General features: G+C 44.8%; 11 protein-coding genes and 1 other annotated feature. Of the genes, 9 read left to right on the top strand and 2 right to left on the bottom strand.

The window, feature by feature from the left end:
- Positions 1-367: 367 nt before the first annotated feature.
- A complete protein-coding gene (locus tag BUA79_RS06840) occupies positions 368-988 on the bottom strand; it encodes a flavodoxin family protein (RefSeq protein WP_073993626.1) in 621 nt (206 codons plus the stop codon).
- A gap of 363 nt (positions 989-1,351) precedes the next feature.
- Here BUA79_RS06840 and BUA79_RS06835 point away from each other — a divergent pair, with 363 nt between their 5' ends.
- The 8 genes from BUA79_RS06835 to BUA79_RS06800 all read left to right on the top strand — a co-directional run bounded on the left by BUA79_RS06835 (position 1,352) and on the right by BUA79_RS06800 (position 9,732).
- On the top strand, positions 1,352-2,605 hold the full coding sequence (locus tag BUA79_RS06835) for a uroporphyrinogen decarboxylase family protein (protein WP_073993625.1): 1,254 nt from the start codon (positions 1,352-1,354) through the stop codon (positions 2,603-2,605).
- Between the two features lie 110 nt (positions 2,606-2,715).
- Positions 2,716-3,567, top strand: coding sequence for a DegV family protein (locus tag BUA79_RS06830; RefSeq protein ID WP_073993624.1), 852 nt, complete (start codon positions 2,716-2,718; stop codon positions 3,565-3,567).
- A gap of 114 nt (positions 3,568-3,681) precedes the next feature.
- Positions 3,682-3,736 (top strand) — a sequence feature (sodium ion sensor (DUF1646 type); this cis-regulatory element may regulate processes involved in with the transportation of sodium ions).
- 79 nt (positions 3,737-3,815) lie between these two features.
- Positions 3,816-4,208 carry a hypothetical protein gene (locus BUA79_RS06825; RefSeq protein ID WP_073993623.1) on the top strand — a complete coding sequence of 131 codons (393 nt, stop codon included), beginning with the start codon at positions 3,816-3,818 and terminating at the stop codon, positions 4,206-4,208.
- Positions 4,209-4,297: 89 nt separating this feature from the next.
- Positions 4,298-4,687, top strand: a complete 390-nt coding sequence (locus BUA79_RS06820; RefSeq protein ID WP_073993622.1) for a DUF134 domain-containing protein — start codon at positions 4,298-4,300, stop codon at positions 4,685-4,687.
- 3 nt (positions 4,688-4,690) lie between these two features.
- Positions 4,691-5,248, top strand: coding sequence for a class I SAM-dependent methyltransferase (locus tag BUA79_RS06815; protein ID WP_073993621.1), 558 nt, complete (start codon positions 4,691-4,693; stop codon positions 5,246-5,248).
- A 190-nt stretch (positions 5,249-5,438) separates the two neighbouring features.
- The gene (tsaA, locus tag BUA79_RS06810) at positions 5,439-6,125 is read left to right on the top strand and encodes a tRNA (N6-threonylcarbamoyladenosine(37)-N6)-methyltransferase TrmO (protein WP_073993620.1); all 687 of its coding nucleotides are present in this window, start codon (positions 5,439-5,441) and stop codon (positions 6,123-6,125) included.
- 45 nt (positions 6,126-6,170) lie between these two features.
- Positions 6,171-7,922, top strand: coding sequence for an ABC transporter ATP-binding protein (locus tag BUA79_RS06805; protein WP_178138552.1), 1,752 nt, complete (start codon positions 6,171-6,173; stop codon positions 7,920-7,922).
- Entirely contained in the window at positions 7,915-9,732 is a 1,818-nt protein-coding gene (locus tag BUA79_RS06800; RefSeq protein ID WP_073993619.1) for an ABC transporter ATP-binding protein, read from the top strand. Before BUA79_RS06805 ends, BUA79_RS06800 begins: the two co-directional genes overlap by 8 nt.
- Positions 9,733-9,798: 66 nt before the next feature.
- Here BUA79_RS06800 and BUA79_RS06795 read toward each other — a convergent pair whose 3' ends face one another.
- The gene (locus BUA79_RS06795) at positions 9,799-10,362 is read right to left on the bottom strand and encodes an acetate uptake transporter (RefSeq protein ID WP_073993618.1); all 564 of its coding nucleotides are present in this window, start codon (positions 10,360-10,362) and stop codon (positions 9,799-9,801) included.
- 223 nt (positions 10,363-10,585) lie between these two features.
- Between BUA79_RS06795 and BUA79_RS06790 the strand changes: the two genes are divergently transcribed.
- A complete protein-coding gene (locus tag BUA79_RS06790; RefSeq protein WP_073993617.1) occupies positions 10,586-12,535 on the top strand; it encodes an oxidoreductase in 1,950 nt (649 codons plus the stop codon).
- Positions 12,536-12,542: the final 7 nt, after the last annotated feature.

The raw sequence follows: 12,542 nt of genomic DNA, 5'->3' as shown, positions 1-12,542 counted from the left end.
TATGGCGATTAGCATTTGTAAGCGATATCTAAAGTGTATTAATGTAACGTCATTGGATGTCGTTACATTAATACAGAAATATATTTTACCAATACGGCCTGGGCGTCAAGACCCTCGTAAAGTCAAATCCCAGACCGCAGTTGGATTCCTCTACAGAGTAGCTTAATCCATAACAATAATACTATTAAAAATGGCAGATGACAATCTGTCTTTTTGGCATACATATAAATCTAATATACCTTCAAGAATATAGCAAAAAAGGATTCCGAACTCAGAAAAAGACTATATCTGAATTTCGAAATCCTCGTTGTATTATTTGTCTTCTCTTAACTTAATGACATTGGCCGAAAGGCTGGCGTTTTTTTATTCATCGGATGAAGTTTGTCGGAATGAGTTTCTCGTTTTCCGGGAATGAGATTCCAGCATTTTTTCCTGCGTCCATGCATTTGAGCAGCCAGGCCATGTTGTTGCCGAGGGTCCGCATGGTCTGCAGTCCTTCCAGATCCTGTCTCACTTCATCGGGTGAATTGCCGTGGACCATATTCCAGTACTGGGAAGAGACCACGGGCATATTACTGATTCCGAAGTACTTATTTATCTGGTCCAGCGCTGAAGAGGCACCGCCGCGCCGGCAGCTTACAACTGCGGCTCCCAGTTTGTTTGAAAAGAGCTTTCGGCGTCCGTAGAAGGCTCTATCCATAAATGAGGACAGCATACCGGATGCAGACGCATAATGCACTGGAGACCCAAAAATAAATCCATCATATTCAGGGGCTGCCGCCAGAAAAACATTGACGACATCGTCGATAATGCACCTGCCGGTTTCAAAGCATTTTCCGCAGCCAAGACATCCGGATACAGGCTTTGTACCGATCTGCAGTATTTCTGTCTGGATATCCTGCTTGTTCAAAGCAGAAGCGACCTCGGACAGAGCAGTATAGGTACAGCCCGCTGGATGGGGACTTCCGTTAATAAGCAATACTTTCATAGTATCTCCTCCTTAATTGATTCAGAATTTATTATACCATTAATTTATGGTATAATAAAAGAGATCTTATGAAACTTTGTAACTGTTAAACAGCAGAATTCTGTCAGGATTACTGTAACAGAGTGGCTGTAGTGGAAATGAAACCGGATATTGCACTGTAGGGAAAACCGTGTACGCCCAGGGAAATGATGAGGAAATCGTGCTGGGATGTCTATTTAAATAATTAACAACAATATAGAAGAAAAGAGAAAAATATTAGCAATATTGTCCAAAAAAGACTTACAGATAGTCGTTTTTTTCATTAGTAGTATGCGGAATATTCATGATAAAATAATGTAAATATTATTGGAAAGCAGGGGTGTTATGATGGATGCGAAACAGCTTTATAATGAACGTATGAAACGAATCGACGATGCTATGGCATTAAAGGAACCAGACAGAGTTCCGATTATTCCCTTCCCAGGAACCTATGTGTATACGCATTATGGGTATAGCATGTCAGAAGTAATGTACGATGTGAATAAAGCCAGAGAAGGACTCCGGAAATATGTTCAGGAGTACGAACCGGATATGGCAACCAACTACAGCAGCTTTTTTGCCGGACAAGGCGATATGCTGGAGAAAATGGGGATTAACTGGCTCCAATGGGCAGGCCGTCCCGGCGTGAATATTGACAGGAACTCCATTCATCAGTATATTGAAAAACCATATCTGGGAGATGAGGAGTATCCGGAATTACTGACGGATGCATCCGGATGGATTCTTAATAAATACCTTCCGCGCAGCTTCAAAATCATGGAGCCGCTTGCGAAAATCAATTTTAAAAACACCTTGAGCTGGCAGGCCTCTGCCGGAATGATTCAATTCATTGATCCGTCGATTGCAGAAGCATTTAAAACCATGGGCGAGGTTGGCTCAATGGCGGCGGAATATTTCAAGGGTGCAGGTGCATTTGACAGAGAGATGGCGGAGATGGGATTTCCTGTTCTGAGAGCGGCCAGCACTGGATGTGCTTTCGATCAGTTAAGCGACACTTTGCGTGGAACGATTGACACAATGGCAGATTTGTATGACCAGCCGGAAAACGTAAAGAGCGCCATAGAAATGTTCTATCCTTCTACCCTCAATTCGGCTCTTGCGCAGGCGAAAAATTCCGTGGGCAAGTTTGTTTTTATTCCTCTGCATAAAGGTCTGGACGGCTTTATGAGTCCGAAACAATATGGAGAATTCTACTGGCCGACGCTCAAGCGCCTGATTGACGATCTGATCAAGGCAGGATGTACACCTTGGGTTTATACGGAAGGGAAGTATGATTCCCGTCTCGAGTTCCTCAAGGAAATTGAAGATGGCAAGGTACTCGTACATTTTGAAGATGTTGACATGAAAGAAGCCAAGAAGATTGTCGGACCGCATTCCTGTATTTCCGGAGGATTCCGCTCTCGTCTTCTGGAGGTTGGCACGAAGGAACAAGTGGTTGAATCTGTGAAACGTCTTCTTGATATCTGTGCGCCAGGTGGAGGCTATATCTTTGATCTTTCAGATACGCTGGACGCCGCAGCCAAGCCGGAAAATGTGGAAGCCATGTTTGATACGGTTAAAACATACGGTAAATATTAATATCTTCAATGTGCCGGTCTGGGTCAGCATTCCAGACCGGACTTTTTTGTTTATTAATATAGACTAAGGTTGTATAATGTATAGGAAATAATTTTGAGGAGGAAAGAATCATGGGGGTAAGGCTTATCATAGATTCAGCCTGTGATATGGAAAAGTCGGAGGCGGATAGGGAAAACATCCTGTTTCTGCCTCTAAAGACCATATTCGGAGAAGAGGAATATCTGGACGGGGTGACAATCAGCCATGAGCGTTTTTATGAAAAGCTGATCGAGGAAGATGTAATACCAAAAACAAGCCAGGTAGTCCCTTTTGAATACGGTGAGGTATTCAAGGAAGTTCTGGCAAGCGGCGATAGTGCTGTTGTAATAACTATTTCATCAAAACTCTCCGGAACCCACGCAAGCGCCGTTATTGCGGCTCGAGGCTATGAAGACAGGATATACGTTGTAGACAGTGGGAATGTAAGCATCGGAGAGCAGATATTAGTCCGTTACGCCATGCAGCTTAGGGATCAGGGGCTAGAGGCTGGGGAAATTGCCGCAAAGTTGAATGAGGAGAAAAAGAAGGCATGTCTGGTCGCACTGCTGGATACGCTTGAATATCTCAAACTTGGGGGAAGAATATCAAAGACCAGTGCATTTGCCGGAGAACTGCTGTCCATCAAACCTGTAATAAGTGTTGAGGATGGAGAAATCAAGGTGGTGGGAAAAGCCCGTGGTTCTAAAAAAGGGAATAACCTTCTGAACCTGAAAGTAAATGAAAAAGGCGGAATCGATTTTGAAAAACCCATCTGCCTGGGCTACACAGGACTCAACAATCATCTGCTGCAAAAATACATAGCGGACAGTGAGGCTTTATGGAAAGACTATACCGGAAAACTTCCAATAAGCATGATCGGCAGCACGGTAGGAACCCACGCAGGTCCTGGGGCGGTCGCGGTCGCCTTTTTTACAAAAATATAGCATTATGGAATAAAAAACAAACAAAAAAAACAAAATAAATCTAAATTTATTGTTGAAATTTAATTAAAAATAGGTTATAATGTTTACATAATAATTGAATATGGAAATCATTCCGGTTGGCAGCTTGGTTTTTGGCTGTTTCAAGTCTTGGCTTATAGGGTGGAGAGCTTCGTTAAGAAGCTGTTCATCTTTTTTTGTATAATTACTTTAAAATGAATAATATAAAAAATATTAGACTGGAGGACGAAATGAAAATATTTAGTAAGAAAAAAACAAAAAAAACGGAGATTATGGATACAGGGGCTGATATAATCCGAAAATATTCCAGGGACAAATATGGATACTTTAGTAAAGATATCGTCGAACTGTTTCATAACTATATGGACCGATTCAATGACGAAGGAGAATTTATTCAGGAGGAAATCACTACGATCAGCCATTTATATGTGGGAGACGCGGCTTATGAAGCTTTATCTTCAAGAGAAATCTGCCGGTCCGAAGGTGTCCAGGGTATTAAGGCGGAGGCAGTCTACGTTGTGTGGAACAGATGCATGAACTGGCGACGCGAAAAGGGATTGATCACTAAGGAAGATTTCGAAATGATGGTTTCAGAATTGGAGCAGGAGATGGATTATGTCTGAACGGAGAAATTAAATCCAATATTAAGATATTAAAAGTATCTGCATTGTGGTAAAATATCCTAAAATGAGAACGAATAAGGAGGACTTCAATGCCGAGGCCTAGAAAGTGCAGGATTGTTTGCTGCCTGCCTGAATTTGACCGATTTGGACCCTTGGGTACAGACGTGGATTATGACAACATGATAAAAATGACGGTAGACGAATATGAAACAATACGGTTAATCGATTTAGATGGAATGACACAGGAAGACTGTTCGAAGCAAATGAAAGTGGCACGTACTACTATTCAGGGAATCTATAATGAGGCAAGAAAGAAACTTGCTCAGGCTCTGGTGCATGGGAAAGAGCTTCAGATTGAAGGCGGCGAATACAGAATCTGTGAAGGTGATGCAAAGGCTTGTATAAAGGCGAGATGTCCTAGATGTGGATGTAAAAATGTTCCGATTAGAGAATTGAATGCAGGAAATTCGGAGGGTTAGTTTATGTCAGAGGGAAAACTCAATAAATTCGAGAATCCAGTCAGACTGGCAGAACTTGATCCGGAAGGAACCTTGAGGGCTGCCGGTTTTTCGGATGGCATGTCCTTGTGTGATATCGGTGCCGGCACCGGCGTGTTTTCAATACCAGCAGCCAGAATCAGCCGCGGGAAAATATATGCTCTTGAGGCAAGCGACGCCATGATAGCGCTGTTGGAAAACAGAAGGCGGGAACAGGGAATCGACAATCTGGAAATCCTGAAAGTGACGTCCCGGGAGCTGCCTCTTGAAGACGGGTTGTGCGATATGGCCGTCATGGTTACGGTTCTTCATGAAATAGATGATAAGAAAGCCATGCTTGATGAAGCAGGAAGAATATTAAAGGCGGATGGGAAACTCCTGGTGATAGAATTTCATAAATGGGCAACTCCGATGGGACCGCCTGCTGAACACAGGATTTCCAAAGAAGAAGTGAAAGAAATATGTATCAGCAGCAGGTGTCGGGTTATAGAAGAATCTATTATGGGAGAAAATTTCTATAAAATTATTTTTTCACCGAGATAAAAGAGGAGTGGCCGGCAGGAAAAATTAAATTTTCCGCCGGCCGTTTTATGAAAAGGTCTGAACATCATCTGCTCTCTGCCAGAGCATCAAATTTTCGAACTCTCATAAATATGATAACATAGGTTTCAGGACTTGATTATCCTGAAACACATGGATTAATCCGTTGTAAGAATAAATTAGGAGTGCTGTTATGAAAGTTATTGCCCGTATAAAGACGGACTTCCCAACAAAATTTGGAATACCCCGCCAGAGCGGGATTGTAGACTCCCTGAAAGGGATGATTGTATTTGAACCGGAATACCGGAATCCGGAGTCTGTGCGTGGTTTGGAAGAATTTTCCCATATATGGATCCTATGGGAGTTTTCGGAGGCTGTACGGAATACATGGTCTCCAACTGTCCGTCCGCCGAGGTTGGGTGGCAATGTCCGGGTAGGGGTGTTCGCCACCCGCTCCCCTTTCCGCCCGAATCCAATCGGCCTCTCTTCCGTAAGACTGGACAAAGTCGAAATAAACTCCGAATGTGGTCCGGTCCTTTACGTATCGGGAGTGGATATGATGGATAACACTCCTATCTTTGACATAAAACCGTACATTCCCTATTCAGACAGCCATCCAAAAGCATCCGGAGGCTTTTCGGATTTATTCAGGGACTACGCATTGGAGGTGGTTTTTCCATCAGAATTGCTCTGTCTCGTATCAGAGGAAAAACAGACTCCGCTTCTTAAAGTGCTGGAACAAGACCCCCGCCCGTCCTATCAGGATGATCCGGACCGGATATATGGGCTCGCTTTTGCGGGATTTAATATCCGATTTACGGTCCAGGGAAGAAAACTCAAAGTCTGTGAAGTGGCAGAAGCAGAAAAAAGCTCGAAATAAAAGTGACAATATTTTATCCCGAATGATTAGGGAGGAGAGGCCGGTATGAAAGGAATATTAAAATATTTGAAAAAATATTGGTTTTTTGCTCTGCCTGCGCCCCTCTTCATGTTCGGAGAAGTGATGCTGGATCTGATTCAACCCCGCCTGATGGCCCTTATCGTGGACGAGGGTGTACTGGGTCTGTCCAATAACAATGTGGGCGATCTTAACCTGATCATGAATACGGGATATAAAATGATAGGACTTGTGGCTCTTGGTGGATGCTTGGGAATTCTCTCCGGGATTTTTGCCAATTTCTGTGGCCAATATTTCGCCAATGACATCCGCAAGGATGTATTTAAGAAAATCATGTCATTTTCTTTTGAACAGACAGATAAATTTTCCACGGGTTCCCTGGTTACCCGTGTTACAAACGACATATCCCAGGTTCAGGGGATGGTTATACAGACTCTGCGCGGATTTATCCGCAACATACTGATATTTGCCGGAGGGATTGTTTATCTGCTCAAGCTTGATTTGGGGTTTGGTGTAGTGGTTGCCTGTGCACTGCCCCTTGTTGCTCTTTGTGTGGTGTTTTTTGTTTCAAAAGCAACACCGGTTTTTTCTGTACTTCAGAAAAAACTGGATTGGCTCAACAGCGTCGTACAGGAAAACGTAGCAGGATTAAGGGTTGTTAAGGCCTTCGTACGAGAAGGATATGAAAAGGAACGATTCAAACAAGCGAATGATGAATTGGTGGATACCAACCTAAGGGTGATGGAACTGTTTTCCTACATGTCCCCTATTCTGAACATAATCATGAATATTTCCGTTGCCGCCATAATTTATGCAGGGAGCATCCGGGTTAAAGCAGGTCATATAACGCCTGGAAACGTAATGGCAGCGATTACTTATATAACGCAGATTTTACACAGTGTAATGATGATGGCAATGATAATCCAGAATCTTTCCAGGGGAACGGCGTCGATGCGGAGGCTTCAGGAAGTTTTAGATACTAATCCGGCAATCGTCGGCGGTGGATTTGATGGAGATACAGAAATTAAAGGAAAGATAGAATTTCGTGATGTGTCCTTTTCCTATCCCGGCGGGAACAGGGAAGAGGTATTATCCAACATAAATCTGACAATCTATCCGGGAGAGACTCTCGGACTCCTGGGAGCCACAGGCAGCGGGAAGTCCACGCTTGTCAGTCTTGTCCCCAGATTTTATGATCCGACAGAGGGTTCGGTGCTTGTGGATGGTATCGATGTCAGGCAGTACAGACTGAATGCCCTGCGGAATAAGATTGCCATATCTCTTCAGAAAAGTGAATTATTCAGTGCAACCGTCAGAGAAAATATTTCATGGGGAAGGGACGGAGCCAGCGATAAAGAGATAGAAGAAGCGGCTTTGACAGCCAGAGCTTCGGGATTTATTGAAGCTATGAAGGATGGATATGATACGAAAGTGGCGGAAAAAGGAATGAATCTGTCGGGGGGGCAGAAACAGCGTATTGCGATAAGCCGTGCTGTTTTAAAGGGTACGGAAATTCTGATTTTTGATGATTCTACCAGTGCACTGGACCTTAAGACGGAGGCTGAGCTTTATGATGCCCTTAAGAAAAATCATAGTGATTCTACCAAGATTATCATTGCCCAGAGGATAGCCTCCGTAAAAGGGGCAGACCGCATTGCCGTCATCGATGAGGGAAGGATTGTGGCCTGTGACACGCATGAAAATCTGCTTATGGATTGTGAAATTTACCAGGATATTTATGATTCCCAGATGAGGACGGGGGGTGAACTCCATGGGTAAGTCGGAGGACAATCAGAGCAGCCGGGTCAGGATTCCAGGGCACAGAAGCCACAAGGGATTTCAGGATGTGGAAAAACCCAGAGAAGGTAAAAAAACATTCGGAAGGTTATTCGGATATTTTGGAGAAGAAAAATGGATGGTTTTCGGTCTGTTGTCCGCGGTCGTACTGACGGTGGTATGTTCAGTGTATGCGCCTTCTCTGCAAAGCCACGCTATTGACAGGATTGCTGAGGGTTCCTTCGGGAGGGTTCCGCCAATTCTGGCAATTATGCTGGGTGTGTACCTGATACTAGGGATATGCACCTTGTTTCAGAATCTGATCAGCAACCGCCTGAGCCAGCGCATCGTCAGAAGAATCCGGGAAGAACTTTTTGATAAAATCGTGAATCTCCCAATCCGCTATCTGGATACACATTCCCATGGCGATATTATGAGCCGGATGACAAATGATGTAGAAAATATCTCAAGTACAGTCTCCCAATCCCTGACATCCTTCATATCCGGAATATTTACGGTCATCGGAACGGTCATTATGATGGTCTGGTTCTCCTGGGAATTGGCGCTGCTATCGTGCACAACCGTAATACTCACGGTACTCGCCACAAAATATCTGTCGAAAGCCATGAGAAAATCGTACCGGAAGAGGCAGGCTCTGCTGGGACAGCTGAACGGTTCTGTTGAAGAGATGGTTATAGGATTCAAGACAGTAACCGCCTATAACCGGCAGAGAAAAGCGATGGAAGGATTTGATGCCACTTCGGATGAACTGACCAGAGTCAGTATTTTGTCGGATTTTTTGAGCGGGGCCATGGGACCGGTGATAAATTCCATCAATAACATCGGCTTTGTGATTATAGCGGCTTTTGGCGGATATTTTGCCATCAACGGGTATATATCCATTGGAGTCATTTCTGCTTTTATCGTGTATGCCAAGCAGTTCGGGCGTCCGGTCAATGAAATTGCCCAGGTTTACGGGCAGGTACAGACAGCAATCGCTGGAGCTGAGCGGGTATTTGCCATTTTGGATGAGATGGAGGAAGATAAAGGCGGGGAGAAGAACATGGATTCTTCTAAAGGCGTGATTACCTTTAAGAATGTAAATTTCTCCTACAATCCCGAAAAACGGGTGCTGCACAATTTTAATCTGGAGATATTTGCTGGCCACAAGGTCGCCCTTGTGGGAGCCACCGGGAGTGGAAAAACCACTGTGGTCAATCTTCTTATGCGCTTTTATGATACGGACAGCGGAGGTATTCTTATCGATGGAGTTGACATAAGAGATATTGACTGCAATGAACTTAGAAGAAATACCGCCATTGTCATGCAGGATACCGTACTGTTTTCGGACACCATACGCAACAATCTTAAATATGCCAGGCCGGATGCAACGGATGAGCAGATGGAGGAAGCGGCGAAAATGAGTAATTGCCATAACTTGATTAAACGGCTGCCCGATGGCTACAATACCCTGCTGACGGAGGCTGGAGATAACTTGTCCCAGGGGCAGCGCCAGCTCCTGTCTATTGCCCGTGCGGTATTGGCTGATCCCAGGATACTGGTTCTGGATGAAGCCACTTCCAGCGTTGATACGCGGACAGAAAAACATATTCAGGATGCTATGGTAAATCTGATGAAGGATCGGACGAGTCTGATTATTGCGCACAGGCTGTCGACCATCCGTGATGCGGATCTCATTGTCGTGCTGGATCAGGGACGCATTGCAGAGACTGGAAATCATATGGAACTTCTGAATAAAAAGGGCCCATACCATGACCTGTATATGACTCAGTTTGCCGGCAATCAGATATAACAAAAAAACGATCAAAAAAAGTGCGTGCCAGGCCAAAGACCGCAGTACGCACTTTTGAAAAAATATTTATAAAGGAAGAATTTCTTTTTTGTATTCAGCATTAACAATCTGTGCCATTGAGTTATAGATTGCGGAGGCCCCGCATAAAATACCAACATATCCGGCAATGGTTACAATAGAATGTATGCCCGTAAAGTCTCCGAGGGACAACATGAAAAACAGGATGGTCAGGGTTAAAAAAACTACCTGGATGCCATGGTTGTGTTTTAATGTAGCGATGAACATGAAGAGTGTGAAAATTCCCCAAAGTAAAAGATAAAATCCCATGCTTCTAGAATCTGCAGCTTCGATGCCCTTAAATGGATTGAACCAGATAAGTATGAGTGACCACCAGAAAAAACCATAGGCTGAGAATGCAGTAGCACCAAACGTGTTGCCTTTTTTAAATTCCATTACGCCTGCAATGATCTGTGCAGCGCCGCCTAAGGCAAATCCCATTGCAACGATTACAATAGACAAAGGTATAATCCCTGCATTATGCAGATTGAGAAGAATTGTTGTCATACCAAAGCCCAGCAGACCTAAAGGAGAAGGGTTGGCAATATGATCGGTGTGTTTTTCGCTGTTCATGTTTCCTCCATAATATGTAGTATTCGTAAATTTCCAAAAGCTTCTAAATAGTAGCATAATAAATAAAATTAGGCAAGAATATTTTACTGATTGTACAATATGCATCTTGTACACCTGCGTTTACAAGGTATATAATAGGAGGGCATATTTTTTGTTCTAATATGTGCCAGGTACCGAAAAAATTCAGGAAACCTAATATAAAAATGTGAAAAGAGATAAAAAAATGAAAAGAATGTATCCAAATTTGTGCAAATCGATAAAATTGGGTGATGTCACATTTAAAAACCGTATGTTCTCCGCCCCTATGGGTGGTACGGATATTACTGCCGATTGCACCATCGGACCCAGATCCACTGCTTTTTATGAATTGAGGGCAAAAGGAGGGGCAGCCGCCGTTACGGTCAGTGAAGTGGTTGTTCACCCTGAAACGGATGGTTCCCACATGTTCCATCTGGACCTGGAAACGGCAGGTTCTCTTGCTGGCTTCACGTATACGGCGGATGCCATACGCCGGCACGGCGCCATACCCAGCGTAGAATTGTCACATTCCGGGCAATATGCAGGAACATATCTGGCGGATAAAAACCGGCAGGGCAGGATGGATCAGTGGGGACCCAGCGATGGAGTTCGTCCGGACGGTAAAGCTGTAAAGGCCCTTTCAATCGGGCAGATCGAAGATATTATTGAAGCGTACGGAAGAACAGCATCTCTGGCGAAAAGAGCCGGATTCGAAATGGTGATGGTGCACGGAGGCCACGGATGGCTTATTAACCAGTTTCTCTCTCCCTATTTCAATAAGAGGCAGGATAAGTATGGTGGGTGTCTTGAAAACAGAGTTCGCATGGCTGCGGAAGTTCTGCAAAGTGTACGCAGGGCAGTGGGAAACGGATTTCCAATAGAATTCAGGATGAGTGGGTCTGAACTGCTGGAAGGCGGGTATGACCTGGAGGAAGGTGTGCGGATTGCGCAGCAGCTGGAACCGTATATTGATCTGCTTCATGTGTCCGCAGGAACATATCAGAGCGGGTTTGGAATAACCCATCCTTCCATGTTCATGCCTCACGGCTGCAATGTCTATATGGCCGAAAAAATCAAGAAACATGTAAATGTACCGGTGGCGACGGTGGGCGGGCTGAACGATCCGGAGATGATGGAAGAAATCATAGCCTCAGGCAAGGCTGATGTTGTAGCGATGGCCCGTGGTCTTCTGGCGGATCATGAATTGCCCAAAAAAGTCATGACAAACCGTGACAAGGATATCCTGAAATGCCTGAGGTGTTTTACATGCATGTCAGAGAGGGCGGACACCACAACCAGACGATGTACCATTAACCCATTGATAGGGCGGGAGACTGATGGGATGGAAATACTGCCGGCACCCGAAAAACATCGGGTTCTAATAGCTGGTGGAGGTCCGGCTGGACTGTTTGCAGCCATTACGGCCGCCAAACGGGGGCATGAAGTCATTCTGTGCGAAAAGGAAGGGACCTTAGGTGGAATCTTAAGGGGAGAACAAGGGATTCCTTTTAAATATGAAATGTATGATTTGGGAGTTACACTGGAGAAGCTGGCCAGGGATGCCGGTGTGGACATCCGCCTGAACACGTCTGTCACCGGCGAATATGCGGATGAAATCGGAGCGGATGTCATAATTGCGGCAGTGGGTTCCGAGCCCCTTATACCCCCGATACCCGGAATTGATGGGGATAACGTCATAATTGTAAATGACTACCATCTGGAAAGGGAAAAAGTCAGCGACCATGTGGCAGTACTGGGCGGAGGTCTTGCAGGCTGCGAAATGGCGGTGCATTTTGCGTTGGAAGGAAAAACCGTGCATCTGATTGAAATGCTGGAGGAATTGGCTCCGGACGCAAATAAAAGACACCGGCCCCTCCTCCTGGAAGAAATCAGGAAGCAAAACGTACATGTACATATTGGGCACAAGGGTCTGGAAATACAGCCGGGGGGTGTCCTTTGCGAAAATGCATCAGGGGAAAAAACTCTGGTGCCAGGTACCACGGTGGTCTGCGCTTTGGGGCAGAGACCGAAGAGGAACATCGTAGAACCTTTACTGGATTGTGCACCGATTGTTTACCAGGTTGGCGACTGCGTCAGGGCATCCAATATCACGAATGCCATTTATCAGGGGTTTCATGCGGCCCTGGACGCTTAAGAAACTA

The organism is Parasporobacterium paucivorans DSM 15970 (assembly GCF_900141895.1).
Classification (GTDB): Bacteria; Bacillota; Clostridia; order Lachnospirales; family Lachnospiraceae; genus Parasporobacterium; species Parasporobacterium paucivorans.
This window is presented reverse-complemented; position numbering and strand designations above follow the sequence as displayed.